Origin of the sequence: Neobacillus drentensis (assembly GCF_036962125.1) — a bacterium.
In the GTDB taxonomy this organism is placed as follows: Bacteria; Bacillota; Bacilli; order Bacillales; family Cytobacillaceae; genus Neobacillus; species Neobacillus drentensis_B.
Map to the genome: position 1 here is coordinate 21180 of NZ_JBALOA010000041.1, position 26675 is coordinate 47854.

Sequence of the window (26675 nt, forward strand, 5' to 3'; positions counted from 1 at the left end):
ATTTCCGAATTATTCCTATAAATACTTGAATTTCTTGTATATTAAAGGGATATTTAGGAAATGATGACAAAATAATAGTCAAAATGTGAAAATGTGGTTTTTAGTTAAAAACCCTTTTTCTTTTTGTTTACTGGAAAAGGAAGTAAATTTCTATTCCATAAACGTTTATAGATTTTTAATAATAACGCTTGATTTGAGGGGTGAATCAGTTGACAGGTCAACTAGTTCAGTATGGACGACACCGCCAACGAAGAAGTTACGCACGAATCAGTGAAGTTTTAGAATTACCAAACCTTATTGAAATCCAAACCTCTTCCTATCAATGGTTTCTTGATGAGGGTTTGCGTGAAATGTTCCAGGATATTTCACCAATCGAGGACTTTACCGGTAACCTATCACTAGAATTTATTGATTACAGTCTTGGCGATCCAAAGTATTCAGTAGAGGAATCAAAAGAACGGGACGTTACATATTCTGCTCCATTGCGTGTAAAAGTACGTCTTGTGAACAAAGAAACAGGCGAAGTAAAAGATCAAGATGTATTTATGGGTGATTTTCCACTTATGACGGAAACAGGTACGTTTGTCATTAACGGGGCAGAACGTGTTATCGTTTCGCAATTAGTGCGCTCTCCGAGTGTTTACTATAGTGGAAAGTTTGATAAAAATGGAAAGAGGGGCTTTTCGGCTACCGTCATTCCGAACCGAGGCGCTTGGCTGGAGTATGAAACTGACGCTAAAGATGTCGTTTATGTGAGAATAGATCGTACTCGGAAACTGCCCGTTACGGTTCTTTTGCGTGCACTTGGTTTCGGCTCTGATCAAGAAATCATTGAATTGATTGGGGACAACGAATACATCCGTAATACACTTGAAAAAGACAATACGGAAGGTGTCGAAAAGGCCCTTTTAGAAATTTATGAGCGTCTGCGTCCAGGTGAACCACCTACCGTAGATAACGCTAAGAGTTTATTGGTTTCACGTTTCTTTGATCCTAAGCGTTATGATCTAGCAAATGTAGGCCGCTATAAAATTAATAAAAAGCTCCATATTAAAAATCGTTTATTCAACCAACGATTAGCAGAATCCCTTGCAGATCCTGAAACAGGTGAAATTATTGCTGAAAAGGGAACCATTCTTGATAGAAGAAATCTTGATAGAATTATCCCTGCCCTTGAAAAGAATATTAATTTCAAAGGCTTTAATCCATATGGCGGCGTAGTAGAAGAGGAAATCACTCTTCAGGACATTAAGATTTATGCTCCTGGTGATGAAAGTGAAAAAGTAATTAATGTATTAGGTAATGCTTATGTGGCAGAACCAATTAAAAATATTACACCGGCTGATATCATAGCTTCAATTAGCTACTTCTTTAATCTATTACATGGAGTAGGCGATACAGATGATATCGACCATTTAGGTAACAGACGTCTTCGTTCTGTTGGTGAATTGCTTCAGAATCAATTCCGTATTGGATTATCCCGTATGGAGCGTGTCGTTCGTGAAAGAATGTCTATTCAGGACACTGCAACGATCACACCGCAGCAATTAATCAACATTCGTCCAGTTATTGCTTCTATTAAAGAATTCTTTGGCAGCTCACAATTATCACAGTTCATGGACCAAACAAACCCGCTTGCTGAATTAACGCACAAGCGTCGTCTCTCTGCATTAGGACCTGGTGGTTTAACTCGTGAACGGGCTGGGATGGAAGTTCGTGACGTTCACTACTCCCACTATGGCCGGATGTGTCCAATTGAAACGCCAGAGGGTCCAAACATTGGTTTGATTAACTCGCTGTCATCATACGCGAAAGTCAACCGCTTTGGATTTATCGAAACACCATATCGCAGGGTTGACCCGGATACTGGTAAAGTAACGTCCCGTATTGATTACCTGACTGCGGACGAAGAAGATAACTACGTAGTTGCCCAAGCGAACTCTCGCTTAGATGACGACGGATCCTTCTTAGATGATGAAGTAGTTGCTCGTTTCCGTGGTGAAAACACAGTGGTCAAGCGTGAACGTATTGACTACATGGATGTATCGCCTAAGCAGGTTGTTTCTGCCGCTACAGCGTGTATCCCATTCCTAGAAAATGATGACTCCAACCGTGCACTAATGGGTGCGAACATGCAACGTCAAGCTGTTCCATTGATGCAGCCTGAAGCTCCTCGTGTTGGAACAGGTATGGAATATGTATCTGGTAAAGACTCAGGTGCAGCCGTGATCTGTAAGCACGAAGGTATCGTTGAACATGTGGAAGCTCGTGAAGTTTGGGTGCGTCGTATTAATGTGGTCGATGGTCAAGAGGTTAAAGGTAACCTTGATAAATACCGTATGTTAAAATTCATCCGTTCCAACCAAGGAACTTGTTATAACCAACGTCCTATTGTTGCTGTGGGTAACCGAGTAACCAAGGGAGAAATTCTTGCTGATGGACCTTCAATGGAATTAGGAGAATTAGCTCTAGGCCGTAACGTCCTTGTTGCTTTCATGACATGGGATGGTTATAACTATGAAGATGCGATTATTATGAATCAACGTCTTGTAAAAGATGATGTTTACACATCGATTCATATTGAAGAATACGAGTCAGAATCTCGTGATACAAAGCTCGGACCTGAAGAAATTACCCGTGATATTCCTAACGTTGGCGAAGATGCTCTTCGTAACCTGGATGAACGCGGCATCATTCGGACGGGTGCTGAAGTAAAAGATGGTGACTTGTTAGTTGGTAAGGTAACACCAAAAGGGGTTACAGAATTAACGGCAGAGGAACGTCTATTACATGCAATCTTTGGTGAAAAAGCACGTGAAGTTCGTGATACTTCTCTTCGTGTGCCACATGGCGGCGGCGGAATTGTCCTCGACGTTAAAGTCTTTAATCGTGAAGATGGTGATGAACTTCCACCAGGAGTTAATCAACTGGTCCGCGTTTATATTGTTCAGAAACGTAAGATTTCTGAGGGTGATAAAATGGCGGGACGCCACGGTAACAAAGGGGTAATCTCACGGATTTTACCTGAAGAAGATATGCCGTTTTTACCAGATGGCACACCTGTTGATATCATGTTAAATCCACTAGGGGTACCATCACGGATGAACATCGGACAGGTGCTGGAACTCCACCTTGGAATGGCAGCCCGTTATTTAGGCATTCATGTTGCTTCTCCAGTATTTGACGGAGCGCGTGAAGAAGATGTTTGGGGAACTATTGAAGAAGCAGGTATGGCCCGTGATGCTAAAACCGTCCTTTACGATGGCCGCTCAGGGGAACCATTTGATAACCGTGTATCCGTAGGTGTCATGTATATGATTAAACTTGCACACATGGTTGATGATAAACTCCATGCTCGTTCAACTGGACCATACTCATTAGTTACACAGCAGCCATTGGGCGGTAAAGCTCAATTTGGTGGACAGCGCTTTGGTGAGATGGAGGTTTGGGCACTTGAAGCATACGGTGCAGCATACACACTTCAAGAAATTCTTACTGTTAAATCCGATGACGTGGTGGGTCGTGTGAAAACGTATGAAGCCATCGTCAAAGGTGAAAACGTTCCGGAGCCAGGTGTTCCAGAATCCTTCAAAGTATTAATTAAAGAACTTCAGAGTCTTGGTATGGACGTAAAAATCCTTTCAGGTGACGAAGAAGAAATAGAGATGCGCGATACCGAAGATGATGATGACTTACAACAAGTCGACACATTAAACATTGTTCCTGAACAAGCTTTTGAATCCGAAAAGGTCGGTTCAAAAGAATAAATATTTAAATTAGTTGGAGCGCAACCATGCGCTCTCGCTTTTGTACGTCTTTCCTAGCTGCAGCGCGCAGCCCCTCGAGGTCATAAGCCAAAATCCTCCAGAAGGCAAAAAAATGCCTTCTTGCGGATTTCGTCTTATGCTTGTCGGGGCTAAGACGCGCGCTTCCGCTTTATTGTGTTAAGGGTAAAACCTGGAGATATCAAAAGGGAGGTAGGCCCCTTGCTGGATGTTAATAATTTTGAGTTTATGAAGATTGGTCTGGCTTCACCGGATAAAATCCGTTCATGGTCTTTCGGAGAAGTAAAAAAACCAGAAACGATTAACTATCGTACATTAAAGCCTGAAAAGGATGGCTTATTCTGTGAACGAATTTTCGGTCCAACGAAGGATTGGGAATGTCATTGCGGAAAGTACAAGCGTGTCCGTTATAAAGGCGTTGTTTGTGATCGCTGTGGTGTGGAAGTTACACGTGCGAAGGTTCGCCGTGAACGTATGGGGCATATTGAGCTTGCTGCTCCTGTTTCACATATATGGTACTTTAAAGGAATTCCAAGCCGGATGGGTCTAGTTTTAGATATGTCACCTAGGGCTTTGGAGGAGATTATTTACTTTGCTTCTTACGTTGTGACGGAGTCAGGAGATACAGCTCTTGATAAGAAACAGCTACTATCTGAAAAAGAATATCGTGCATATCGTGAAAAGTACGGAAACAAATTCCAAGCTGCCATGGGTGCGGAAGCTATTAAAAAGCTTCTTCTTGATATTGATTTAGACAAAGAAGTAGATGGATTAAAAGAAGAATTAAAAAGCGCACAAGGGCAACGACGTACCCGTGCAATTAAACGCCTTGAAGTATTAGAAGCTTTCCGTGGCTCTGGAAATGAACCTTCATGGATGATTCTTGATGTTCTACCAGTAATTCCACCAGAACTTCGTCCAATGGTTCAATTGGATGGTGGAAGATTTGCAACATCTGACTTAAACGATCTTTACCGCCGTGTTATTAACCGTAATAACCGCTTAAAGCGTTTATTAGATTTAGGTGCACCAAGTATTATTGTTCAGAATGAAAAGCGGATGCTTCAAGAAGCAGTTGACGCTTTGATTGACAACGGCCGTCGTGGACGTCCTGTTACAGGCCCTGGTAACCGTCCGTTGAAATCACTTTCCCATATGTTAAAAGGAAAACAAGGTCGTTTCCGTCAGAACTTACTTGGAAAGCGTGTTGACTATTCTGGGCGCTCAGTTATCGTTGTAGGACCAAACTTAAAGATGTTCCAGTGCGGACTTCCGAAGGAAATGGCACTAGAGCTATTTAAGCCTTTCGTTATGAAGGAATTGGTAGAGAAAGGTTTAGCACATAACATTAAATCTGCTAAACGTAAAATAGAAAGAGTCTCTCCAGATGTATGGGATGTACTCGAAGATGTCATTAAAGAGCATCCGGTTCTATTAAACCGTGCCCCTACTTTGCATAGATTAGGGATTCAGGCTTTTGAACCAACGCTAGTCGAAGGCCGGGCAATCCGTCTTCATCCTCTTGTATGTACAGCATACAATGCGGATTTTGATGGTGACCAAATGGCTGTTCACGTACCATTATCATCAGAAGCACAAGCAGAAGCTAGACTTCTCATGCTGGCTGCTCAAAATATCTTAAACCCTAAAGATGGTAAACCAGTTGTTACACCTTCCCAGGATATGGTATTAGGTAACTATTACTTAACGTTGGAAAGAGAAGGCGCTGTTGGAGAGGGTATGATTTTTAAAGATACGAGTGAAGCAATCCTTGCCTACCAAAACGGCTATGTTCATTTGCATACACGTGTGGCTGTCCATGCGGGCTCATTAGGAAATGAAACCTTTACAGAAGAACAAAATAATAAGTTATTAATAACCACGGTTGGAAAACTTATTTTTAATGAAATTCTGCCAACATCATTCCCATACATTAATGAACCAACTAGACAGAATTTAGAAGTTGAAACACCTGTTAAATATTTTGTTGAAAAAGGCGAAGATGTTGTGGCAAAGATTCAATCGATGCCATTAATAGATCCGTTCAAAAAGAAAATCCTTGGAAACATTATTGCGGAAGTATTCAAACGTTTCAAGATTACAGAAACGTCAAAAATGCTTGACCGTATGAAGGACTTAGGATTTAGACATTCAACTAAAGCAGGTCTTACCGTTGGTGTGGCTGACATTGTCGTACTTCCTGAGAAACAGGAAATTCTTCATGACGCACAAAATAAAGTAGATAGCGTGATGAAGCAATTCAGACGTGGTCTTATTACAGAAGATGAGCGTTATGATCGCGTCATTGCGATCTGGAGTGCTGCCAAAGATACCATTCAAGGAAAACTAATGAAGTCGTTGAATAAATCGAATCCAATCTTTATGATGAGTGACTCTGGAGCCCGTGGTAACGCCTCTAACTTCACGCAGCTTGCTGGTATGCGTGGTCTGATGGCCAACCCGGCTGGACGTATCATTGAGTTACCGATTAAATCAAGTTTCCGTGAAGGATTAACAGTATTAGAGTACTTTATTTCGACACACGGAGCTCGTAAAGGTCTTGCTGATACAGCACTTAAGACAGCTGACTCTGGTTACTTGACACGTAGATTGGTTGATGTTGCACAGGACGTTATTGTTCGTGAAGATGATTGCGGAACTGACCGCGGCTTTACAATTAGCGCTCTTAAAGATGGTACGGAAATTATTGAGGGATTAGACGAACGTCTGATTGGTCGTTATGCACGTAAGGCGATAAAGCATCCTCAGACAGGTGAAGTTCTAGTACCTGAAAATGGCTTGATTACAGAAGATTTAGCAGAAACAATTGTGAATGCTGGCATCGAAGTTGTAAAAATCCGTTCTGCATTTACATGTAACACACGACATGGTGTATGTAAGAAGTGTTATGGTCGTAACTTGGCAACTGGTCAAGAGGTTGAAGTAGGCGAAGCAGTTGGTATTATCGCTGCGCAATCAATCGGTGAGCCAGGTACACAGTTAACGATGCGTACATTCCACACTGGTGGGGTTGCAGGAGACGATATTACACAAGGTTTACCGCGTATCCAGGAAATTTTTGAAGCCCGTAATCCTAAAGGTCAAGCGGTTATTTCTGAAATTGATGGTGTTGTTGTTGGTATTAATGAGGGCCGTGACCGTCAGCATGAAATTGTTGTTCAAGGTGAAGTGGAATCGAGAACATACAATGCACCATATACAGCGCGATTAAAAGTTGCAGTAAATGATAATGTAGCTCGCGGCGAAGAGTTAACGGAAGGCTCGATTGATCCGAAAGAATTAATTAGAGTCAAAGACGTTACTTCTGTCCAAGAGTACTTATTGCGTGAGGTTCAAAAGGTTTATCGTATGCAAGGGGTAGAAATTGGCGATAAGCACGTGGAAGTAATGGTACGTCAAATGTTACGTAAAGTACGTGTCGGTGACGCAGGTGAAACAGATGTACTTCCAGGTACACTTCTTGATATTCACCAGTTCACTGATGCCAATGAAAAGGCATTGTTAGCGGGTAAGATGCCTGCAACAGGACGACCAGTCTTACTTGGTATTACAAAAGCATCGCTTGAAACTGATTCATTCCTATCTGCTGCATCCTTCCAAGAAACAACAAGAGTTCTTACTGATGCTGCTATCAAAGGTAAACGCGATGAATTACTTGGCTTAAAAGAAAATGTTATCATTGGTAAGCTTGTACCAGCTGGAACAGGAATGCAGCGATACCGCAAAGCAGAACCTGTCCTACGTGATACAACTTCCGAAGAAACTGTAACTATTGATTAAATAAAGTAAAGGAATCTGCTAACTAGCAGATTCCTTATTTTAAGAAAATAGTAAATGTCTTGTTGACATCCAAATTTTAAAATGGTACTATATCAAAGGTGCTCCTATTCACCTGATACTTTGGAGGATATGAATATATGTCTTATGAAAAAGTATTACAGGCACAAAAGTTCGTTATAGGAACAAAACAAGCAGTAAAGGCACTTAAAGAAGGTAATGTGAGAGAGTTAATCGTAGCTAGTGACGCTGATCCAAGATTGACGGCTAAGGTTATTGATGAAGCTCTTGATATAAGTATTCCTATCCTTTATGTAGACTCGATGAAAAAACTTGGGAAAGCATGTGGGATTGAAGTTGGTGCTTCAACTGTTGCAATTATCCGCTAAAAGCTGTTTTTGTAGATAGAAAGTCTGCAAAAACTTTGTTTTTGCAAAAAAATGAACCACCTGGATGTGTGGGCTTACAAATAATGAAGGGAGGAAACATAAATGCCTACTATTAACCAATTAGTGCGTAAACCTCGTCAATCTAAAGAGGAAAAGTCAAAATCACCAGCACTTAACAAAGGTTATAACAGCTTTAAAAAATCACAAACTAATGTATCTTCACCACAAAAACGCGGTGTATGTACTCGTGTTGGTACAATGACTCCGAAGAAACCAAACTCAGCGTTACGTAAATATGCTCGTGTACGTTTGACAAATGGTATTGAGGTGACTGCATACATTCCTGGTATTGGACACAATCTTCAAGAACACAGTGTTGTTCTTATTCGTGGAGGACGTGTAAAAGACTTACCAGGGGTACGTTATCACATCGTACGTGGAGCGCTTGATACTGCTGGTGTAAACAACCGTATGCAAGGTCGTTCTAAATACGGTACTAAGAGACCAAAAGCAGCTAAGAAATAAAACAACTTAAATAGAAGCTTCGTTGAAAGGAGGAAATAAAATGCCACGTAAAGGTCCTGTAGCAAAGAGAGACGTGTTACCAGATCCACTTTACAATTCAAAATTAGTTACTCGTTTAATCAACAAGATGATGGTTGACGGTAAAAGAGGTAAGTCACAAGCAATTCTTTATTCTGCATTTGATTTAATTCGTGAACGTACTGGCAAAGAGCCAATGGAAGTTTTCGAAGCAGCACTTAAGAACATTATGCCTGTACTTGAAGTTAGAGCACGCCGTGTAGGTGGTGCAAACTATCAAGTACCAGTAGAGGTGCGCCCTGACCGCCGTTCTACACTTGGTCTTCGTTGGTTAGTGAACTATTCACGTAACCGTGGAGAGAAAACAATGGAAGAGCGTTTAGCTAACGAAATCATGGATGCAGCTAACAACACTGGAGCATCTGTTAAAAAGCGTGAAGATACACACAAAATGGCTGAAGCAAACAAAGCGTTTGCTCACTATCGTTGGTAATCTAACCTTCAATATAAAAACTTTCAAACTAGGAAGGAGAAAGACCCAATGGCAAGAGAGTTCTCCTTAGCAAACACTCGTAATATCGGTATCATGGCTCACATTGATGCCGGTAAAACGACTACCACTGAGCGTGTTCTTTATTACACTGGTCGTATTCATAAGATCGGTGAAACACATGAAGGTGCTTCTCAGATGGACTGGATGGAACAAGAACAAGAACGCGGAATTACAATCACTTCCGCTGCAACAACTGCACAATGGCATGGCCATCGTGTAAACATCATTGATACGCCAGGACACGTAGACTTCACAGTAGAAGTTGAACGTTCCCTTCGTGTACTTGATGGTGCAGTAGCAGTACTTGATGCACAATCTGGTGTTGAGCCTCAAACAGAAACTGTTTGGCGCCAAGCAACAACTTATGGTGTACCACGTGTTGTTTTCGTAAACAAGATGGATAAAATCGGAGCTGACTTCTTATATTCAGTAAATACGATTCATGATCGTCTTCAAGCGAATGCACACCCAATTCAGTTACCAATCGGTGCTGAAGATCAATTCGAAGCGATCATTGACCTTGTGGAAATGAACGCAGTATTCTACAGCAATGACTTAGGCACAGATATTGAAGTCCGTGAAATTCCGGAAGAATATCGTGCACAAGCTGATGAATATCGTGAAAAATTAGTTGAAGCAGTGGCTGAACTTGATGAAGAATTAATGGAAAAATACCTTGGTGGTGAAGAAATCACTAAAGAAGAGCTAAAAGCAGCGATTCGTAAAGGTACTGTTAATGTTGAATTCTACCCAGTTATCTGTGGTTCAGCATTCAAAAACAAAGGTGTTCAGCTTATGTTGGATGCTGTTATCGATTACCTTCCATCTCCATTAGATGTTCCAGCAATCAAAGGTCATGCAGTGGATGATGAAGAAGAAATCGTTGAACGTCATTCTAGCGATGAAGAGCCATTCTCTGCTCTAGCATTCAAAGTTATGACTGACCCTTATGTTGGTAAATTAACGTTCTTCCGTGTTTACTCTGGAACACTAGATGCCGGTTCATATGTCCAAAACTCTACAAAAGGTAAGCGTGAGCGTGTAGGACGTATTCTACAGATGCATGCTAACAGCCGTCAAGAAATCTCTAAGGTTTATGCCGGTGATATTGCAGCAGCTGTAGGTCTGAAAGATACAACTACTGGAGATACTCTATGTGATGAAAAAAATCTTGTTATTCTAGAGTCAATGGTATTCCCTGAGCCAGTAATTCAACTTTCAGTTGAACCAAAATCTAAAGCTGACCAAGACAAAATGACGACTGCGTTACAAAAACTTCAAGAAGAGGATCCAACATTCCGTGCACATACTGACCAGGAAACTGGACAAGTAATTATTGCAGGAATGGGAGAACTTCACCTTGATATTCTTGTTGACCGTATGCGTCGTGAGTTTAAGGTTGAAGCTAACGTTGGTGCTCCTCAGGTTGCTTACCGCGAAACTTTCCGTGCTTCAGCACAAGTGGAAGGTAAATTCGCTCGTCAATCTGGTGGTCGCGGACAATATGGACATGTTTGGATTGAATTCTCTCCTAACGATGAAGGTAAAGGTTTTGAATTCGTTAACGGAATCGTTGGTGGTGTTGTTCCTCGTGAATACATCCCTGCAGTCCAAGCTGGTCTTGAAGATGCGTTAGACCGTGGTGTACTTGCTGGCTATCCACTAGTTGATATTAAAGCAAGATTATTCGATGGTTCGTATCATGATGTTGACTCCTCGGAGATGGCGTTTAAAATTGCTGCGTCAATGGCTCTTAAAAATGCTGCCTCTAAGTGTAAGCCTGTAATACTTGAACCAATGATGAGAGTGGAAGTTGTTATTCCTGAAGAATATTTAGGGGATATCATGGGTCAAATCACAGCTCGTCGTGGTCGTGTAGAAGGTATGGAAGCTCGTGGTAACGCACAAGTAGTTCGTTCAATGGTTCCACTTTCTGAAATGTTTGGTTATGCAACTGCACTTCGCTCTAGTACTCAAGGACGTGGAGTATTCTCTATGCACTTTGATCACTATGAAGAAGTACCAAAATCAGTTTCAGAAGAAATCATCAAAAAAAATAAAGGTGAATAATTGATTTTCATCTTTTGATTATGTATAACTACTAATGTAAGCAGTGGAAGTCGTGAATATGGGACAACCATATTCACGGCTTACATAAAAAACTATACTTAAATTTTTATAATTTAGAGGAGGATTTCCTAATGGGTAAAGCTAAATTCGACCGCTCAAAGCCACACGTTAACATTGGTACAATCGGACACGTTGACCATGGTAAAACAACTTTAACAGCTGCAATCACTTCTGTTCTTGCTAAATCTGGTAAAGCAGAAGCTCGTGCATACGATCAAATCGATGGTGCACCAGAAGAAAAAGAACGTGGAATCACAATTTCTACTGCACACGTAGAATATGAAACTGATCTTCGTCACTATGCACACGTTGACTGCCCAGGACACGCTGACTATGTTAAAAACATGATCACTGGTGCTGCGCAAATGGACGGCGGTATCCTAGTTGTATCTGCAACTGATGGTCCAATGCCACAAACTCGTGAGCACATTCTTCTTTCTCGTCAAGTAGGCGTACCTTACCTTGTTGTATTCATGAACAAGTGTGATATGGTTGATGACGAAGAACTTCTTGAATTAGTAGAAATGGAAATTCGTGATCTATTAACTGAATACGATTTCCCTGGCGATGACACTCCAGTTATCAAAGGTTCTGCTCTTAAAGCATTAGAAGGCGAAGCTGAGTGGGAAGAAAAAATCTTTGAACTTATGAATGCTGTTGATGAGTTCATCCCAACTCCAACTCGTGATACTGATAAGCCATTCATGATGCCAGTAGAGGATGTATTCTCAATCACTGGTCGTGGAACAGTTGCTACAGGACGTGTTGAGCGTGGTGTAGTTAAAGTTGGTGACGTAGTTGAAATCGTAGGTTTCACTGAAGAGCCAAAATCTACTACTGTAACAGGTGTAGAAATGTTCCGTAAGCTTCTTGACTTCGCTGAAGCTGGTGACAACATCGGTGCCCTTCTTCGTGGTGTAGCTCGTGAAGAAATCGAACGTGGTCAAGTATTGGCTAAACCAAAGTCAATCACTCCACACACAAAGTTCAAAGCACAAGTTTACGTTTTATCAAAAGAAGAAGGTGGACGTCATACTCCATTCTTCTCAAACTACCGTCCACAATTCTATTTCCGTACTTCTGACATTACAGGTATCTGTATGCTTCCAGAAGGTACTGAAATGGTTATGCCTGGCGACCACATTGAAATGACTGTTGAACTTATCGCTCCAATCGCTATCGAAGAAGGAACTAAGTTCTCAATTCGTGAAGGTGGACGTACAGTAGGTTCAGGTTCAATCACTACAATCACTGAGTAATTTGAAACTTAAGCGCCACTGGTGCTAAGTAGATAATGACCAAACATATTAAAAGCAGATGGATGACGATCCATCTGCTTTTTTTTGTTACAACATTACTAAAAGAGTAACGGTATGAAACGTGTTTCTTCTATATATATTAACATTCAAAATAATCTCGCTATTGGTCTTAAATTTGTATATTTCTGGAGTTTGATAATATCTGTTGTAAAAGTGTGTATCAGCCGCTATAATAGGAAAAGTGTTCGAAACAGAAACATAAAGAAAAAATCGTAATAGGTATTGCGTTTGCTTTGTGTTTTATGTATAATAGACAATGTTGGTCTTTGACTGCGATGATGTGGAAGGTTGCTGACACACCCGGCCGCTTTGCCATGGCGAGTGTGTGAGGGAAATTTTCACTGAGAATGTCTATTTAGAAAATAGGCGAATAAAGGAGGGAAAATAATGGCAAAACAAAAAATTCGTATCCGTTTAAAAGCGTATGATCACAGAATTCTAGATCAATCGGCAGAAAAAATCGTTGAAACAGCAAAACGTTCTGGTGCGGCAGTATCTGGTCCAATTCCGTTACCAACAGAAAAAACTGTTTACACAATTCTTCGTGCGGTTCATAAGTACAAAGATTCTCGTGAGCAATTCGAACAACGGACACATAAGCGTCTAATCGACATCGTTAACCCAACTCCACAAACAGTTGATGCGTTAATGCGTTTAGATTTACCATCTGGTGTTGATATCGAAATTAAACTTTAATCAAAATAAATGATAAATTATCTAGGAGGTGTGACTTAAATGACCAAAGGAATCTTAGGAAGAAAGATTGGTATGACTCAAGTATTTGCTAGTAATGGCAACTTAATTCCTGTAACTGTAGTTGAAGTAGCTCCAAACGTAGTTCTTCAGAAGAAATCAGTTGAAAGCGACGGTTATGTTGCAGTTCAAGTTGGATTTGAAGACAAACGTGAAAAGTTAGCTAACAAACCAGAAAAAGGACATGTTGCTAAAGCTAATACTGCTCCTAAGCGCTTCGTTCGCGAATTCCGCGGAGATGACTTAGCAAGCTATGAAGTTGGTCAAGAAGTCAAAGTTGATATTTTCGCTGCTGGAGATATCGTAGATGTAACAGGAATCTCAAAAGGTAAAGGTTTCCAAGGTGTAATTAAGCGCCACGGACAATCACGCGGACCAATGGCCCACGGTTCTCGTTATCACCGTCGTCCAGGTTCAATGGGACCTGTTGCTCCAAACCGTGTATTCAAAGGTAAATTACTACCAGGACGCATGGGTGGAGAGCAAATCACTGTTCAAAACCTTGAAATCGTAAAGGTTGATACAGAGCGTAACTTACTTTTAATCAAAGGTAACGTACCAGGCGCTAAAAAAGCATTACTAAAAATTAAAGGTGCAATTAAAGCATAGTCACCCTTTCAGAAAGGAGGAACAAAGAATGCCTAAAGTAGCATTATTAAACCAAGCTGGATCACAAGTTGGAGATATCGAACTTAATGATACTGTATTTGGTATTGAGCCAAACCAACACGTATTGTTTGAAGCAATCGTTATGCAAAGAGCTTCATTACGTCAAGGAACTCATAAAACAAAAATTCGTTCTGAAGTACGCGGCGGTGGTCGTAAGCCATGGCGTCAAAAAGGAACTGGACGTGCTCGTCAAGGGTCTATCCGTTCTCCACAATGGCGCGGAGGTGGTACTGTATTCGGTCCAACACCACGCAGCTACAGCTATAAATTACCTAAAAAGGTTCGTCGTTTAGCAATTAAATCTGCACTATCTTCTAAAGTGTTAGAAGAGAATATTTTAGTGTTAGATCTTTTAACATTCGATGCTCCAAAAACAAAAGAATTCAAATCTGTATTAAACGGTTTATCTGTTGAGAAAAAAGCATTAATCGTTACTGCAGATCTTGATGAAAACGTAGCATTATCAGCTCGTAACATCCCAGGTGTTACTGTTGTTACTGCAGACGGAATTAACGTATTAGATGTTGTTAATCATGATAAATTGATCATGACTAAAGCAGCGGTTGAAAAAGTAGAGGAGGTGCTTGCATAATGGATGCACGCGATATCATTAAGCGCCCCGTTATCACTGAACGTTCTACTGACCTAATGGCTGAGAAAAAATACACTTTTGAAGTAGATGTTAAAGCTAACAAAACACAAGTTAAAGATGCTATCGAAGAAATCTTTAGCGTAGATGTTGAGAAAGTAAACATCATGAACTACAAAGGTAAATTCAAGCGTATGGGAAAATTCGGTGGTTACACAAACAAACGTCGTAAAGCAATTGTAAAATTAACTGCTGATAGCAAAGAAATCGAATTCTTTGAAGCATAAGAACCTATCAAGAAGAGGAGGGAAATAAAATGGCGATTAAAAAGTACAAACCTACCTCCAATGGTCGTCGTGGAATGACTACTTCTGATTTCGCAGAAATCACAACTAGCACTCCAGAAAAGTCTTTACTTGCTCCATTAACGAGAAAAGGCGGCCGTAATAACCAAGGTAAGTTAACTGTTCGTCATCAAGGTGGCGGCCACAAGCGTCAATATCGTTTAATCGATTTTAAACGTAACAAAGATGGCATTCCAGGACGCGTTGCTACAATTGAGTATGATCCAAACCGTTCTGCAAATATCGCATTAATCAACTATGTGGATGGAGAAAAGCGTTATATCTTAGCTCCTAAGAACCTAGTAGTTGGCATGGAAGTTATGTCTGGCCCTGAGGCAGATATTAAAGTAGGTAACGCACTTCCATTAGCAAACATTCCTGTTGGTACAGTAGTACACAACATTGAATTAAAACCAGGAAAAGGCGGCCAGTTAGTTCGTTCTGCTGGAACAAGCGCTCAAGTACTTGGTAAAGAAGGAAAATACGTACTTGTACGTTTAAATTCTGGTGAAGTTCGTATGATTCTTGCTGAATGCCGTGCAACAATCGGTCAAGTAGGTAATGAACAACACGAATTAATCAACATTGGTAAAGCGGGTCGTTCTCGTTGGTTAGGCAAACGCCCAACTGTTCGTGGATCTGTAATGAACCCTAACGATCACCCACACGGTGGTGGTGAAGGACGTTCACCAATCGGACGTAAATCACCAATGTCTCCATGGGGTAAACCAACTCTTGGATTCAAAACTCGTAAAAAGAAAAACAAATCAGATAAGTTCATCGTTCGTCGTCGTAAAAAATAACGTGATTTTCCTACGGTTCAAAGAGAGAACCGTAGAACAGTCACGAAGGGAGGTTCCTTCATGGGTCGCAGCTTAAAAAAAGGACCATTTGTTGATGATCATTTAATGGTTAAGGTAGAAAAGTTGAACGAGACTGAAAGCAAACAAGTTATTAAAACTTGGTCACGCCGTTCTACAATCTTCCCACAATTTATTGGCCACACTATCGCAGTATATGATGGTCGCAAACATGTGCCTGTATATGTTACTGAAGACATGGTAGGACACAAGCTTGGAGAGTTTGCTCCAACTCGTGCTTACAAGGGCCATGGTAATGATGACAAGAAAACAAGACGTTAAGAGAGGAGGGCATCCAAATGCAAGCTAAAGCTGTTGCAAGAACAGTTCGTATTGCTCCTCGTAAAGCACGTTTAGTCGTTGATTTAATCCGAGGAAAGCAAATTGGTGAAGCTGTGGCGATTTTAAATCTCACACCTAAGGCTGCTTCTCCAATCGTAGAAAAAGTATTAAAATCTGCTATGGCAAACGCTGAGCACAACTATGAAATGGACGTTAACAATCTAGTTGTTGCACAAGCATTTGTTGACGAAGGACCAACTTTAAAACGTTTCCGTCCTCGCGCAATGGGCCGTGCAAGCCAAATAAACAAACGCACTAGCCACATCACAATCGTTCTATCAGAAAAGAAGGAGGGATAATCTGTGGGTCAAAAAGTAAATCCAGTCGGTTTGCGTATCGGAATCATTAAAGATTGGGAATCTAAGTGGTACGCAGGTAAAGACTTCGCTACTCTTTTACACGAAGACCTTAAAATTCGTGAGTACATCACGAAGCGTTTGAAGGATGCTTCTGTTTCTAAAGTTGAAATCGAACGTGCGGCAAACCGTGTAAACGTAACAGTGCATACTGCTAAGCCGGGTATGGTTATTGGTAAAGGCGGTACTGAAGTTGAAGCACTTCGTAAAGCATTAAATCAATTAACTGGCAAACGAGTTCACATCAACATCCTTGAAATCAAGAGAGCTGACGTTGATGCGAAATTAGTTGCAGAAAATATTGCTCGTCAATTAGAAAACCGTGTATCTTTCCGTCGTGCACAAAAGCAAGCAATTCAACGTGCTATGCGCGCTGGTTCAAAAGGTATCAAAACACAAGTATCTGGTCGTCTTGGCGGAGCGGATATCGCTCGTGCTGAACATTACAGCGAAGGAACAGTTCCACTTCATACACTTCGCGCTGATATCGATTATGCAACTGCTGAAGCTGATACTACTTATGGTAAGCTTGGCGTAAAAGTTTGGATCTATAAGGGAGAAGTCCTTCCTACTAAGAAGAAAACTGCGGAAGGAGGCAAATAATATGTTATTGCCAAAACGCGTAAAATATCGCCGTCAACACCGTGGTAACATGCGTGGTAACGCAAAAGGCGGTACAGAAGTATCATTCGGTGAATTCGGCCTACAAGCTTTAGAAGCTTCATGGATTACGAACCGCCAAATCGAAGCAGCACGTATTGCGATGACACGTTACATGAAACGTGGCGGTAAAGTTTGGATCAAAATTTTCCCTCACAAGCCTTACACTGCTAAACCCCTAGAAGTTCGTATGGGTTCCGGTAAAGGGGCACCTGAAGGCTGGGTAGCTGTTGTGAAGCCTGGAAAAATTATGTTCGAAATCGCTGGCGTTTCTGAAGAAATCGCTCGTGAAGCACTTCGACTTGCAATGCACAAACTTCCTGTAAAGTGTAAGTTTGTAAAACGAGAAGAAATTGGTGGTGAATCAAATGAAAGCTAATGAACTTCGTGACTTAACCACTGCTGAAATTGAACAAAAAGTAAAATCTTTAAAAGAAGAACTTTTCAACCTTCGCTTTCAATTGGCGACAGGACAACTTGAAAACACAGCTCGCATTCGTGAAGTACGCAAAGCGATCGCTCGTATGAAAACAGTTGTTCGTGAAAGAGAAATCAGCGTTAACAAGTGATTATTGAAGGGAGGTTCACACAATGAGTGAACGTAACCAACGTAAAGTTTACACAGGACGCGTTGTTTCTGACAAAATGGATAAAACAGTAACTGTTCTTGTTGAAACACAAAAAAAGCATCCTTTATATGGTAAACGCGTTAAGTACTCTAAAAAGTATAAAGCTCATGATGAGCAAAACGAAGCTAAAATTGGCGATGTAGTACGTATCATGGAAACTCGTCCGCTTTCAGCTACTAAGCGTTTCCGTTTAGTTGAAGTTGTAGAAAAAGCAGTTATTATTTAATTGTTCGGATTAAGCTTCATTCCGAAGGGAGGTTACACACATGATTCAACAAGAATCACGTTTAAAAGTTGCTGACAACTCTGGTGCTCGTGAGGTACTTACGATTAAAGTTCTTGGTGGTTCAGGCCGCAAATTTGCTGGTATTGGTGATGTTATCGTCTGCACAGTAAAACAAGCAACACCAGGTGGCGTTGTCAAAAAAGGTGACGTTGTTAAAGCAGTTATTGTTCGTACAAAGAGCGGTGCTCGTCGTCCTGACGGTTCTTACATTCGTTTTGATGAAAACGCATGTGTAATTATCAAAGATGATAAGAGTCCACGCGGAACTCGTATCTTCGGACCTGTTGCCCGCGAACTTCGCGACAACAACTTTATGAAAATTGTTTCTCTTGCTCCAGAAGTATTATAATTTTAAAATCAATAGCCTTTAAGGAGGTGCTTACTGATGCATGTGAAAAAAGGCGACAAGGTCAGAGTCATTTCTGGCAAGGATAAAGGTAAAACAGGTGTGATCCTGGCAGCTTATCCTAAAGATAGCCGTGTACTAGTTGAAGGTGTTAACATTGTGAAAAAACACTCTAAACCTTCTCAAGTGAATCCACAAGGCGGAATTCTTAGCTTTGAGGCTCCTATTCATGTATCAAACGTTATGCCTATCGATCCGAAAACTGGTAACCCAACTCGCGTAGGTTCCACAACGGTTGATGGCAAGAAAGTACGCGTAGCAAAATCCGGTGAAGTTTTAGATAAATAGTTTAAAATTTAGAAGGGAGGTACTATAAGTGAACCGCCTAAAAGAAAAATTTGTAAAAGAAGTTACACCTGCTCTAATGAGCAAGTTCAACTATAAATCAGTTATGGAAGTTCCTAAACTTGAAAAAATCGTTGTGAATATGGGCGTTGGTGACGCAGTTGCAAACGCAAAAGCACTCGATAACGCAGTTGAAGAACTAGCAACAATCACAGGTCAAAAACCTGTCGTTACACGTGCGAAAAAATCTATCGCTGGCTTCCGTCTTCGTGAAGGTATGCCAATCGGTGCTAAGGTTACACTTCGCGGTGAACGCATGTACGAATTCTTGGATAAATTAGTTTCTGTTTCACTACCTCGTGTACGTGACTTCCGTGGTATTTCTAAGAAAGCATTCGACGGTCGCGGTAACTACACTTTAGGTGTTAAAGAACAATTAATCTTCCCTGAAATTGATTACGATAAAGTAAGCAAAGTTCGTGGTATGGATATCGTTATCGTAACGACTGCAAAAACTGATGAAGAATCTCGTGAACTTTTAACTCAATTTGGAATGCCATTCCAAAAGTAATCCTTAAATAAGGGAGGCGAAAACGTGGCTAAAAAGTCAATGATTGCGAAACAACAACGCACGCCTAAATTCAAAGTACAAGAGTACACTCGCTGCGAACGTTGTGGTCGTCCACACTCTGTATATCGTAAATTTAAGCTTTGCCGTATTTGTTTCCGTGAATTAGCATACAAAGGACAAATTCCTGGTGTCAAAAAAGCTAGCTGGTAAAACCCAAGTCTGGGAAGGAGGTAAAAATAATGGTCATGACAGATCCAATTGCTGATATGCTTACTCGCATTCGTAATGCGAACATGGTGCGTCACGAAAAGTTAGAAGTGCCTGCTTCTAATATGAAAAAAGAAATTGCTGAAATTTTAAAGCGCGAAGGTTTCGTACGTGACGTCGAATTTATCGAAGACAACAAACAAGGTATTATCCGTATCTTCTTAAAGTACGGTGCTAATAACGAACGCGTTATTACTGGTCTTAAGCGCATAAGCAAGCCTGGACTTAGAGTTTACGCAAAATCTACTGAGGTACCACGCGTTCTAAACGGTCTTGGTATCGCATTAGTCTCAACATCTACTGGTGTTATTACTGATAAAGAAGCTCGTGCAAAACAAATCGGCGGAGAAGTATTAGCTTACGTTTGGTAATTGAGCTTTTGAATGAATGGAGGTGCACTAAATGTCTCGCGTAGGAAAAAAACCGATTGTTATTCCAGCTGGAGTAACAGTTACTTTAAATAACAACACTGTTACAGTTAAAGGACCTAAGGGTGAACTTACTCGTACATTCCACTCTGATATTACAATCAATGTGGAAGAAAATCTTGTAACTATCACTCGTCCTTCTGATATTAAAGAACACCGCGCATTACATGGAACAACTCGTGCCGTGCTTGCGAACATGGTTGAAGGTGTATCTACGGGCTTCTCAAGAGGCCTAGAGTTAATCGGGGTTGGATACCGTGCCCAAAAGCAAGGTAGCAAGCTTGTGTTAAACGTTGGATACTCTCACCCAGTTGAAATCGAAGCTGAAGAGGGCCTTGAAATCGAAGTTCCTGCAAACACAAAAATCATTATTAAAGGTACTGACAAAGAACGTGTTGGTGCATTAGCAGCAAATATCCGCGGAGTTCGTCCTCCTGAACCGTATAAAGGTAAAGGAATTCGTTACGAAGGTGAATTTGTTCGTCGTAAAGAAGGTAAAACTGGTAAGTAATGCCGCATAGGTAAACGAAAGGAGTGACGTAAATGATTACGAAGCAAGATAAAAACGCTACTCGCAAGAAAAGACATGCTCGTGTCCGTGCGAAACTTAGCGGTACTTCTGCTCGTCCACGTCTAAATGTGTTTCGTTCTAACAAACATATTTATGCTCAAGTAATTGATGACATTAACGGAGTAACTTTAGCAAGTGCTTCTACATTAGATAAAGATTTCGGTTTAGAATCTACAAATAACGTTGAAGCTGCACAGAAGGTCGGAGAATTAGTCGCTAAACGTGCGGTTGAAAAAGGTATCACTTCTATTGTCTTTGACCGTGGCGGATACCTATACCATGGACGTATTCAAGCATTAGCTGATGCTGCCCGTGAAAACGGCTTACAATTCTAAAAGACAAAGGAGGGACACAAAAAGATGCGTCGTATTGATCCAAACAAACTTGAACTAGAAGAACGCGTAGTCACGGTTAACCGTGTTGCGAAAGTTGTTAAAGGTGGACGTCGTTTCCGCTTCACAGCCCTTGTTGTTGTAGGCGATAAAAACGGTCACGTTGGTTTCGGTACTGGTAAAGCTCAAGAAGTACCTGATGCTATTCGTAAAGCCATCGAAGATGCAAAGAAAAACTTAGTCGAAGTACCAATGGTTGGAACTACCATTCCTCACCAAGTAATCGGACGTTTTGGTGCTGGTGAAATTCTTCTAAAACCTGCTTCTGAAGGTACTGGAGTAATCGCTGGTGGTCCAGTTCGTGCCGTACTTGAATTAGGTGGAGTAGCAGATATCCTTTCTAAGTCATTAGGAACGAACACTCCAATTAACATGGTGCGTGCAACAATTGACGGTTTAAAACAATTAAAACGTGCTGAGGACGTAGCAAAACTACGTGGCAAATCAGTAGAAGAACTGTTAGGATACGGGGGGAAATAAAATGGCAAACAAACTATCAATTACCCTCACTCGCAGCTTGATTGGCCGTCCTGGCGATCAACGTGAAACAGTTAAAGCCCTAGGACTACGTAAAATGAATCAAACAGTTGAGCATCCAGATAATGCTGCAATTCGCGGTATGATTACTAAAGTTGCTCACCTTGTTACAGTTAAAGAACAATAATTTATTGTTTTCTTTCATAAGGAGGTGCCAATATGAAACTTCATGAATTAAAACCTGCTGAAGGTTCTCGTAAAGAGCGCAAGCGTTTAGGCCGTGGTATCGGATCTGGTCAAGGTAAAACTGCCGGTAAAGGTCATAAAGGTCAAAATGCTCGTTCAGGCGGTGGTGTTCGTCTAGGATTTGAAGGTGGTCAAACACCTTTATACCGTCGTTTACCAAAACGTGGATTTACAAACTTTGCCCGTAAGGAATATGCAGTTGTAAATCTTGAAGCATTAAACCGCTTTGTTGAAGGTACAGAAGTTACTCCAGAACTTCTTATCGAAACAGGTGTGGTAAGTAACGAAAAAGCAGGAATCAAGATTCTTGCTAAAGGGACACTAGAGAAAAAGTTGACTGTTAAAGCTCACAAATTCTCCTCTGCTGCTAAGGAAGCGATCGAAGCTGCTGGTGGAAACACTGAGGTGATCTAATGTTCCAGACAATCTCCAATTTTATGCGCGTGGGTGAGATAAGACGTAAGATCATATTCACCCTTTTAATGTTAATCGTATTTCGATTAGGTACATTTATCCCTGTACCAAACGTTAATGCAGATGTACTTGCAAACCAAGATAAACTAAGTGTTTTCGGTATTTTGAATACTTTTGGCGGTGGAGCATTAAAACAATTCTCCATCTTTGCAATGGGTATCATGCCATATATCACTGCTTCGATTATTATCCAACTCCTACAAATGGATGTTGTTCCGAAATTTACGGAATGGTCAAAGCAAGGGGAATCTGGGCGTCGTAAGATAGCTCAATTTACTCGATATTTCACAGTTGTACTCGCTTTTATTCAAGCTTTAGGTATGTCCTATGGTTTTAATAATTTAGCTAGTGGTCAATTGATTCAAAATCCAGGAATTCCTACGTATCTGCTAATTGCGGTTGTCTTAACAGCTGGTACATCGTTTTTAATGTGGTTAGGGGAACAGATTACGGAAAAAGGTGTTGGTAATGGAATTTCAATTATCATCTTTGCCGGGATCGTGGCTGGAATGCCATCAACTGTTAATCAAATCTACGTTCAGCAGTTTGAGAATGCAGGAGATGCATTATTCTTACGTATTGTCACAGTAATTCTAATCGTACTTGCTATTATTGCTATTGTGGTTGGAGTTATCTTTATTCAACAAGCTAATCGTAAGATACCTATTCAATACGCGAAACGTGTCGTTGCAGGACGTAATCCTGTTGGAGGACAATCCACGCATATGCCTTTAAAGGTTAATGCTGCGGGTGTTATTCCGGTGATCTTCGCTGTTTCATTTATTGTAACACCAAGAACGGTTGCTTCATTCTTTCCTACAAATGATGTAACACTTTGGATTACCAAAGTATTTGATTATTCTCATCCAATCGGGATGACGTTATATGCTGCATTAATTATCGCGTTTACTTATTTTTATGCCTTTATTCAAGTTAACCCTGAACAAGCAGCGGAAAACTTACAAAAGCAAAGCGGCTATATTCCAGGGATTCGTCCGGGAAAGAGTACGCAAGAATACTTAACACGCGTCTTATATCGTTTAACCTTTGTTGGAGCGATCTTCCTTGCTGTTATTGCGGTACTGCCAATGTTATTTATTAAAATAGCGAACCTTCCGCAATCAGCTCAAATTGGAGGAACAAGTTTGCTTATCGTAGTCGGTGTTGCACTTGATACGATGAAACAACTTGAAGCACAATTAGTTAAACGTCATTATAAAGGTTTTATTAAATAAGGTTTTAGGGGCCAATGCTCCCTAAAACCCATTTAAAGCACGAGGGGGGAACACGTGTGAATTTAGTATTAATGGGGCTTCCAGGTGCTGGTAAAGGCACTCAAGCTGAAAGAATCGTCGAGCAATACGGCATCCCTCATATCTCGACTGGAGATATGTTCCGTGCAGCGATGAAAGAAGGAACGGAACTAGGATTACAAGCGAAATCATTCATGGATAAAGGTGAGCTTGTTCCTGATGAAGTAACAATCGGCATTGTTCGTGAACGATTAAGCAAGGAAGATTGTCTAAAAGGTTTCCTTTTAGATGGCTTTCCTAGAACTGTACCTCAAGCAGAAGCGTTGGAAAAACTATTAGTTGATTTAAATAAAAAGATCGACTATGTAATTAATATTAATGTGGATAAAGAATTATTAATGGAACGTTTGACTGGACGTCGAATCTGTAAAGAATGCGGTTCTACTTATCATTTAGTATTTAATCCTCCTAAACAAGAGGGTGTATGCGATCGCTGCGGCGGAGAGTTATACCAAAGAGCAGATGATAATGCTGAAACGGTTCAAAATCGCCTAGACGTAAATATCAAACAACAAGAACCATTATTAACTTTTTATGAAACTAAAGGTTATCTTCGTACACTTGATGGTCAGCAGGATATTAACGATGTATTTGCTGATATCGAGCATTTACTTGGGGAATTGCATTAATGACCATAAGTAAATCCGTACGAGCGACTCTCGACCATCTCTTCACTAAGATTCAAAAGTGTGTGAAAGCAAATGGCTTTTCTGTTGTACGGAGTATGTAGGACCGAGAGTTGGGCAAGACTTACATGTGGAATTGATAATTCCTAATTATGTAGAATTTACTTGCGGACAGAAGCAGAACAATATGTTAGAATTATAAGGTTGCTATTTGAGTACGAACTAGAAAAGTTGGATTTTGTTGTAAACACTATTTTGAATAGAGAAGGGAGACGAGATCGATGGCCAAAGATGATGTAATTGAAATTGAAGGTAAAGTCATTGAAACATTGCCGAATGCAATGTTTAAGGTAGAATTAGAAAACGGTCATACCGTGCTGGCGCATGTTTCTGGTAAAATACGAATGCATTTCATTCGGATCCTTCCGGGTGACAAAGTGACTGTTGAGCTTTCTCCATATGACTTAACACGCGGAAGAATTACTTACCGCTTTAAATAATGCTTGCACTCCGTACTACTAAGGAGGTTAGGATAATAATGAAAGTAAGACCATCTGTTAAACCGATCTGCGAAAAATGTAAAGTTATCCGTAGACGCGGAAAAGTTATGGTTATCTGTGAAAACCCTAAACATAAACAAAAACAAGGTTAATTTTAAGGAGGTGCGCTCATTATGGCACGTATTGCTGGTGTAGATATTCCACGTGAAAAACGTGTAGTTATATCTTTAACTTACATTTATGGTATTGGTAAAAACACTGCACAAAAAGTATTAGCAGAAGCTGGTGTTTCTGAAGATACACGTGTACGTGATTTAACTGAAGACGAATTAAACAAAATCCGTGACATCATCGACAAGTTAAAAGTTGAAGGTGACCTTCGCCGTGAAATTTCTCTTAACATTAAGCGTTTAATGGAAATCGGCTGCTACCGCGGATTACGTCATCGTCGTGGTTTACCGGTTCGTGGACAAAATACGAAAAACAACGCTCGTACACGCAAAGGTCCTCGTAAGACTGTAGCGAACAAGAAGAAGTAATCGGCAAAGGAGGTAATTTAAATGGCACGTAAAACTAATACACGTAAACGTCGTGTTAAAAAGAATATTGAATCAGGTATTGCTCATATCCGTTCAACTTTTAATAACACGATTGTAACTATTACTGATGTACATGGTAATGCAATTTCATGGTCAAGTGCTGGTGCGCTTGGATTTAGAGGTTCACGTAAATCTACACCATTTGCTGCACAAATGGCGGCTGAAACTGCAGCTAAGACATCTATTGAACATGGTATGAAAACTTTGGAAGTTACTGTTAAAGGACCTGGTGCAGGCCGTGAAGCTGCAATCCGTGCTCTTCAAGCTGCTGGTCTTGAAGTAACAGCAATCAAAGACGTTACACCTGTTCCTCATAATGGATGCCGTCCACCAAAACGTCGTCGTGTTTAATTTTTCTGTATAGATTTTGTATCATATGTCTATAATGGGATATGATATTAATTTTTTGCACTCATACAGAAGATTTATTCCAGTTGTTGTGCACAAAACGGGAACGCATACATGGGGACTTACAATTAGTCATCATGCTAATTTGAAGTTTCGACGTTTTGAAGGAGGGTTATTTGATGATCGAAATAGAAAAACCAAAAATCGAAACGATTGAGATCAACGACGATGCCAAGTACGGTAAATTCATCGTAGAGCCACTTGAGCGTGGATATGGTACCACTTTGGGTAACTCCTTACGTCGTATCCTATTATCTTCACTCCCAGGTGCCGCGGTCACATCGATTCAAATCGATGGGGTACTTCATGAGTTCTCAACAATTGAAGGCGTCGTGGAAGATGTAACATCCATCATTTTAAACATTAAAAAATTAGCGCTTAAAATCTACTCTGACGAAGAGAAGACACTTGAATTTGATGTACAAGGTGAAGGACCTGTACTTGCTGGCAATATCACTCACGATAGTGATGTTGAAGTATTAAATCCTGATCTTCATATTGCTACATTAGCTGCAAATGGTCATCTTCGCATGCGTTTAACGGCTAGACGTGGACGTGGATATACACCGGCTGTTCAAAACAAGAGAGAAGACCAACCAATCGGTGTCATTCCAATAGACTCGATCTTTACACCTGTTTCACGTGTGATGTTTCATGTAGAAAATACGCGTGTTGGACAAATGTCGAATTTTGATAAGCTGACAATTGATGTCTGGACCGATGGAAGCACCGGACCTAAAGAAGCAATTGCGCTTGGTTCAAAAATTTTGACTGAGCATTTAAATATTTTCGTTGGTTTAACTGATGAAGCTCAAAATGCTGAGATTATGATAGAAAAAGAAGAGGATCAAAAGGAAAAAGTTCTTGAAATGACTATTGAAGAACTCGATCTTTCTGTTCGTTCTTATAACTGTTTAAAACGTGCTGGAATTAATACTGTTCAGGAATTAGCTAATAAAACTGAAGAAGATATGATGAAAGTGCGTAACTTAGGCCGTAAATCACTTGAAGAAGTGAAGGCAAAACTAGAAGAGCTTGGTTTAGGCTTACGTAAAGACGACTAGTCTTTTGACAAGCTTATATCCGACTTATGACTTCAACAAAGGA

General features: G+C 40.6%; 35 protein-coding genes. All 35 read left to right on the plus strand.

Annotation, left to right across the window (positions count from 1 at the left end; genetic code table 11):
* Positions 1 to 209 precede the first annotated feature (209 nt).
* The 35 genes from rpoB to V7121_RS23685 all read left to right on the plus strand — a co-directional run bounded on the left by rpoB (position 210) and on the right by V7121_RS23685 (position 26632).
* On the plus strand, positions 210 to 3767 hold the full coding sequence (gene rpoB / locus V7121_RS23515; RefSeq protein ID WP_335493378.1) for a DNA-directed RNA polymerase subunit beta: 3558 nt from the start codon (positions 210 to 212) through the stop codon (positions 3765 to 3767).
* 219 nt (positions 3768 to 3986) lie between these two features.
* Positions 3987 to 7586 carry a DNA-directed RNA polymerase subunit beta' gene (rpoC, locus tag V7121_RS23520; RefSeq protein ID WP_335493381.1) on the plus strand — a complete coding sequence of 1200 codons (3600 nt, stop codon included), beginning with the start codon at positions 3987 to 3989 and terminating at the stop codon, positions 7584 to 7586.
* Positions 7587 to 7723: 137 nt separating this feature from the next.
* Complete coding sequence (locus V7121_RS23525; RefSeq protein ID WP_335493384.1) at positions 7724 to 7972, plus strand: 50S ribosomal protein L7ae-like protein; 249 nt, start codon at positions 7724 to 7726, stop codon at positions 7970 to 7972.
* Positions 7973 to 8074: 102 nt separating this feature from the next.
* Entirely contained in the window at positions 8075 to 8497 is a 423-nt protein-coding gene (rpsL, locus tag V7121_RS23530; protein WP_026565517.1) for a 30S ribosomal protein S12, read from the plus strand.
* 40 nt (positions 8498 to 8537) lie between these two features.
* Entirely contained in the window at positions 8538 to 9008 is a 471-nt protein-coding gene (gene rpsG, locus V7121_RS23535) for a 30S ribosomal protein S7 (protein WP_218350784.1), read from the plus strand.
* A 48-nt stretch (positions 9009 to 9056) separates the two neighbouring features.
* Positions 9057 to 11138 (plus strand): elongation factor G, encoded by a 2082-nt coding sequence (gene fusA / locus V7121_RS23540; protein ID WP_335493387.1) that lies wholly within the window; start codon positions 9057 to 9059, stop codon positions 11136 to 11138.
* A 131-nt stretch (positions 11139 to 11269) separates the two neighbouring features.
* Positions 11270 to 12457: an elongation factor Tu gene (gene tuf / locus V7121_RS23545; protein ID WP_335493390.1), complete on the plus strand. Its 1188-nt coding sequence runs from the start codon at positions 11270 to 11272 to the stop codon at positions 12455 to 12457.
* A gap of 447 nt (positions 12458 to 12904) precedes the next feature.
* Entirely contained in the window at positions 12905 to 13213 is a 309-nt protein-coding gene (gene rpsJ, locus V7121_RS23550) for a 30S ribosomal protein S10 (protein WP_026565521.1), read from the plus strand.
* A gap of 39 nt (positions 13214 to 13252) precedes the next feature.
* On the plus strand, positions 13253 to 13879 hold the full coding sequence (rplC, locus tag V7121_RS23555) for a 50S ribosomal protein L3 (protein ID WP_026565522.1): 627 nt from the start codon (positions 13253 to 13255) through the stop codon (positions 13877 to 13879).
* A gap of 28 nt (positions 13880 to 13907) precedes the next feature.
* Complete coding sequence (gene rplD, locus V7121_RS23560) at positions 13908 to 14531, plus strand: 50S ribosomal protein L4 (protein WP_335493393.1); 624 nt, start codon at positions 13908 to 13910, stop codon at positions 14529 to 14531.
* The gene (gene rplW, locus V7121_RS23565) at positions 14531 to 14815 is read left to right on the plus strand and encodes a 50S ribosomal protein L23 (protein WP_144555565.1); all 285 of its coding nucleotides are present in this window, start codon (positions 14531 to 14533) and stop codon (positions 14813 to 14815) included. Before rplD ends, rplW begins: the two co-directional genes overlap by 1 nt.
* Positions 14816 to 14844: 29 nt before the next feature.
* Complete coding sequence (gene rplB, locus V7121_RS23570; protein ID WP_335493395.1) at positions 14845 to 15675, plus strand: 50S ribosomal protein L2; 831 nt, start codon at positions 14845 to 14847, stop codon at positions 15673 to 15675.
* A gap of 60 nt (positions 15676 to 15735) precedes the next feature.
* Positions 15736 to 16014, plus strand: a complete 279-nt coding sequence (gene rpsS, locus V7121_RS23575) for a 30S ribosomal protein S19 (RefSeq protein ID WP_026565526.1) — start codon at positions 15736 to 15738, stop codon at positions 16012 to 16014.
* 17 nt (positions 16015 to 16031) lie between these two features.
* Positions 16032 to 16373: a 50S ribosomal protein L22 gene (rplV, locus tag V7121_RS23580; protein ID WP_026565527.1), complete on the plus strand. Its 342-nt coding sequence runs from the start codon at positions 16032 to 16034 to the stop codon at positions 16371 to 16373.
* A gap of 3 nt (positions 16374 to 16376) precedes the next feature.
* Positions 16377 to 17033, plus strand: coding sequence for a 30S ribosomal protein S3 (gene rpsC, locus V7121_RS23585; protein WP_335493398.1), 657 nt, complete (start codon positions 16377 to 16379; stop codon positions 17031 to 17033).
* Between the two features lies 1 nt (position 17034).
* Positions 17035 to 17469: a 50S ribosomal protein L16 gene (gene rplP / locus V7121_RS23590; protein ID WP_335493400.1), complete on the plus strand. Its 435-nt coding sequence runs from the start codon at positions 17035 to 17037 to the stop codon at positions 17467 to 17469.
* Complete coding sequence (gene rpmC / locus V7121_RS23595) at positions 17459 to 17659, plus strand: 50S ribosomal protein L29 (protein WP_007085282.1); 201 nt, start codon at positions 17459 to 17461, stop codon at positions 17657 to 17659. The genes rplP and rpmC overlap by 11 nt, the downstream gene beginning before the upstream one ends.
* Before the next feature lie 22 nt (positions 17660 to 17681).
* Positions 17682 to 17945, plus strand: a complete 264-nt coding sequence (gene rpsQ, locus V7121_RS23600; RefSeq protein ID WP_088084990.1) for a 30S ribosomal protein S17 — start codon at positions 17682 to 17684, stop codon at positions 17943 to 17945.
* Between the two features lie 40 nt (positions 17946 to 17985).
* Positions 17986 to 18354: a 50S ribosomal protein L14 gene (gene rplN, locus V7121_RS23605; protein ID WP_026565532.1), complete on the plus strand. Its 369-nt coding sequence runs from the start codon at positions 17986 to 17988 to the stop codon at positions 18352 to 18354.
* 36 nt (positions 18355 to 18390) lie between these two features.
* A complete protein-coding gene (rplX, locus tag V7121_RS23610) occupies positions 18391 to 18699 on the plus strand; it encodes a 50S ribosomal protein L24 (protein WP_335493403.1) in 309 nt (102 codons plus the stop codon).
* A gap of 28 nt (positions 18700 to 18727) precedes the next feature.
* Positions 18728 to 19267: a 50S ribosomal protein L5 gene (rplE, locus tag V7121_RS23615; protein ID WP_335493406.1), complete on the plus strand. Its 540-nt coding sequence runs from the start codon at positions 18728 to 18730 to the stop codon at positions 19265 to 19267.
* A 24-nt stretch (positions 19268 to 19291) separates the two neighbouring features.
* Positions 19292 to 19477 carry a 30S ribosomal protein S14 gene (rpsN, locus tag V7121_RS23620; RefSeq protein WP_007085277.1) on the plus strand — a complete coding sequence of 62 codons (186 nt, stop codon included), beginning with the start codon at positions 19292 to 19294 and terminating at the stop codon, positions 19475 to 19477.
* A 29-nt stretch (positions 19478 to 19506) separates the two neighbouring features.
* Entirely contained in the window at positions 19507 to 19905 is a 399-nt protein-coding gene (gene rpsH, locus V7121_RS23625) for a 30S ribosomal protein S8 (RefSeq protein WP_098262322.1), read from the plus strand.
* Positions 19906 to 19936: 31 nt separating this feature from the next.
* Positions 19937 to 20473, plus strand: a complete 537-nt coding sequence (gene rplF, locus V7121_RS23630) for a 50S ribosomal protein L6 (protein WP_335493408.1) — start codon at positions 19937 to 19939, stop codon at positions 20471 to 20473.
* Positions 20474 to 20505: 32 nt separating this feature from the next.
* Positions 20506 to 20868 (plus strand): 50S ribosomal protein L18, encoded by a 363-nt coding sequence (gene rplR, locus V7121_RS23635; protein WP_098573661.1) that lies wholly within the window; start codon positions 20506 to 20508, stop codon positions 20866 to 20868.
* Positions 20869 to 20892: 24 nt separating this feature from the next.
* On the plus strand, positions 20893 to 21405 hold the full coding sequence (rpsE, locus tag V7121_RS23640) for a 30S ribosomal protein S5 (protein ID WP_026565538.1): 513 nt from the start codon (positions 20893 to 20895) through the stop codon (positions 21403 to 21405).
* 1 nt (position 21406) lies between these two features.
* Positions 21407 to 21589, plus strand: coding sequence for a 50S ribosomal protein L30 (gene rpmD / locus V7121_RS23645; protein ID WP_335493411.1), 183 nt, complete (start codon positions 21407 to 21409; stop codon positions 21587 to 21589).
* Positions 21590 to 21621: 32 nt separating this feature from the next.
* Entirely contained in the window at positions 21622 to 22062 is a 441-nt protein-coding gene (gene rplO / locus V7121_RS23650) for a 50S ribosomal protein L15 (RefSeq protein WP_335493414.1), read from the plus strand.
* On the plus strand, positions 22062 to 23357 hold the full coding sequence (gene secY, locus V7121_RS23655) for a preprotein translocase subunit SecY (RefSeq protein WP_335493417.1): 1296 nt from the start codon (positions 22062 to 22064) through the stop codon (positions 23355 to 23357). The genes rplO and secY overlap by 1 nt, the downstream gene beginning before the upstream one ends.
* A gap of 56 nt (positions 23358 to 23413) precedes the next feature.
* Complete coding sequence (locus V7121_RS23660) at positions 23414 to 24064, plus strand: adenylate kinase (RefSeq protein WP_335493420.1); 651 nt, start codon at positions 23414 to 23416, stop codon at positions 24062 to 24064.
* 278 nt (positions 24065 to 24342) lie between these two features.
* A complete protein-coding gene (infA, locus tag V7121_RS23665) occupies positions 24343 to 24561 on the plus strand; it encodes a translation initiation factor IF-1 (protein ID WP_007085268.1) in 219 nt (72 codons plus the stop codon).
* A 38-nt stretch (positions 24562 to 24599) separates the two neighbouring features.
* Positions 24600 to 24713, plus strand: coding sequence for a 50S ribosomal protein L36 (rpmJ, locus tag V7121_RS23670; protein ID WP_000868344.1), 114 nt, complete (start codon positions 24600 to 24602; stop codon positions 24711 to 24713).
* 21 nt (positions 24714 to 24734) lie between these two features.
* The gene (gene rpsM, locus V7121_RS23675; RefSeq protein WP_026565543.1) at positions 24735 to 25100 is read left to right on the plus strand and encodes a 30S ribosomal protein S13; all 366 of its coding nucleotides are present in this window, start codon (positions 24735 to 24737) and stop codon (positions 25098 to 25100) included.
* Positions 25101 to 25121: 21 nt separating this feature from the next.
* A complete protein-coding gene (rpsK, locus tag V7121_RS23680; protein WP_024027886.1) occupies positions 25122 to 25511 on the plus strand; it encodes a 30S ribosomal protein S11 in 390 nt (129 codons plus the stop codon).
* Between the two features lie 176 nt (positions 25512 to 25687).
* Entirely contained in the window at positions 25688 to 26632 is a 945-nt protein-coding gene (locus tag V7121_RS23685) for a DNA-directed RNA polymerase subunit alpha (protein WP_335493422.1), read from the plus strand.
* Positions 26633 to 26675: the final 43 nt, after the last annotated feature.

What these genes read in the sequence shown, in the direction of transcription:
- V7121_RS23525 (WP_335493384.1), top strand. Translation starts at nt 7,724, where the DNA reads ATGTCTTATGAAAAAGTATTACAGGCACAAAAGTTCGTTATAGGAACA.
- rpsL (WP_026565517.1), top strand. Translation starts at nt 8,075, where the DNA reads ATGCCTACTATTAACCAATTAGTGCGTAAACCTCGTCAATCTAAAGAG.
- rpsG (WP_218350784.1), top strand. Translation starts at nt 8,538, where the DNA reads ATGCCACGTAAAGGTCCTGTAGCAAAGAGAGACGTGTTACCAGATCCA.
- fusA (WP_335493387.1), top strand. Translation starts at nt 9,057, where the DNA reads ATGGCAAGAGAGTTCTCCTTAGCAAACACTCGTAATATCGGTATCATG.
- tuf (WP_335493390.1), top strand. Translation starts at nt 11,270, where the DNA reads ATGGGTAAAGCTAAATTCGACCGCTCAAAGCCACACGTTAACATTGGT.
- rpsJ (WP_026565521.1), top strand. Translation starts at nt 12,905, where the DNA reads ATGGCAAAACAAAAAATTCGTATCCGTTTAAAAGCGTATGATCACAGA.
- rplC (WP_026565522.1), top strand. Translation starts at nt 13,253, where the DNA reads ATGACCAAAGGAATCTTAGGAAGAAAGATTGGTATGACTCAAGTATTT.
- rplD (WP_335493393.1), top strand. Translation starts at nt 13,908, where the DNA reads ATGCCTAAAGTAGCATTATTAAACCAAGCTGGATCACAAGTTGGAGAT.
- rplW (WP_144555565.1), top strand. Translation starts at nt 14,531, where the DNA reads ATGGATGCACGCGATATCATTAAGCGCCCCGTTATCACTGAACGTTCT.
- rplB (WP_335493395.1), top strand. Translation starts at nt 14,845, where the DNA reads ATGGCGATTAAAAAGTACAAACCTACCTCCAATGGTCGTCGTGGAATG.
- rpsS (WP_026565526.1), top strand. Translation starts at nt 15,736, where the DNA reads ATGGGTCGCAGCTTAAAAAAAGGACCATTTGTTGATGATCATTTAATG.
- rplV (WP_026565527.1), top strand. Translation starts at nt 16,032, where the DNA reads ATGCAAGCTAAAGCTGTTGCAAGAACAGTTCGTATTGCTCCTCGTAAA.
- rplP (WP_335493400.1), top strand. Translation starts at nt 17,035, where the DNA reads ATGTTATTGCCAAAACGCGTAAAATATCGCCGTCAACACCGTGGTAAC.
- rpmC (WP_007085282.1), top strand. Translation starts at nt 17,459, where the DNA reads ATGAAAGCTAATGAACTTCGTGACTTAACCACTGCTGAAATTGAACAA.
- rpsQ (WP_088084990.1), top strand. Translation starts at nt 17,682, where the DNA reads ATGAGTGAACGTAACCAACGTAAAGTTTACACAGGACGCGTTGTTTCT.
- rplN (WP_026565532.1), top strand. Translation starts at nt 17,986, where the DNA reads ATGATTCAACAAGAATCACGTTTAAAAGTTGCTGACAACTCTGGTGCT.
- rplX (WP_335493403.1), top strand. Translation starts at nt 18,391, where the DNA reads ATGCATGTGAAAAAAGGCGACAAGGTCAGAGTCATTTCTGGCAAGGAT.
- rpsH (WP_098262322.1), top strand. Translation starts at nt 19,507, where the DNA reads ATGGTCATGACAGATCCAATTGCTGATATGCTTACTCGCATTCGTAAT.
- rplF (WP_335493408.1), top strand. Translation starts at nt 19,937, where the DNA reads ATGTCTCGCGTAGGAAAAAAACCGATTGTTATTCCAGCTGGAGTAACA.
- rplR (WP_098573661.1), top strand. Translation starts at nt 20,506, where the DNA reads ATGATTACGAAGCAAGATAAAAACGCTACTCGCAAGAAAAGACATGCT.
- rpsE (WP_026565538.1), top strand. Translation starts at nt 20,893, where the DNA reads ATGCGTCGTATTGATCCAAACAAACTTGAACTAGAAGAACGCGTAGTC.
- rpmD (WP_335493411.1), top strand. Translation starts at nt 21,407, where the DNA reads ATGGCAAACAAACTATCAATTACCCTCACTCGCAGCTTGATTGGCCGT.
- rplO (WP_335493414.1), top strand. Translation starts at nt 21,622, where the DNA reads ATGAAACTTCATGAATTAAAACCTGCTGAAGGTTCTCGTAAAGAGCGC.
- secY (WP_335493417.1), top strand. Translation starts at nt 22,062, where the DNA reads ATGTTCCAGACAATCTCCAATTTTATGCGCGTGGGTGAGATAAGACGT.
- infA (WP_007085268.1), top strand. Translation starts at nt 24,343, where the DNA reads ATGGCCAAAGATGATGTAATTGAAATTGAAGGTAAAGTCATTGAAACA.
- rpmJ (WP_000868344.1), top strand. Translation starts at nt 24,600, where the DNA reads ATGAAAGTAAGACCATCTGTTAAACCGATCTGCGAAAAATGTAAAGTT.
- rpsM (WP_026565543.1), top strand. Translation starts at nt 24,735, where the DNA reads ATGGCACGTATTGCTGGTGTAGATATTCCACGTGAAAAACGTGTAGTT.
- rpsK (WP_024027886.1), top strand. Translation starts at nt 25,122, where the DNA reads ATGGCACGTAAAACTAATACACGTAAACGTCGTGTTAAAAAGAATATT.
- V7121_RS23685 (WP_335493422.1), top strand. Translation starts at nt 25,688, where the DNA reads ATGATCGAAATAGAAAAACCAAAAATCGAAACGATTGAGATCAACGAC.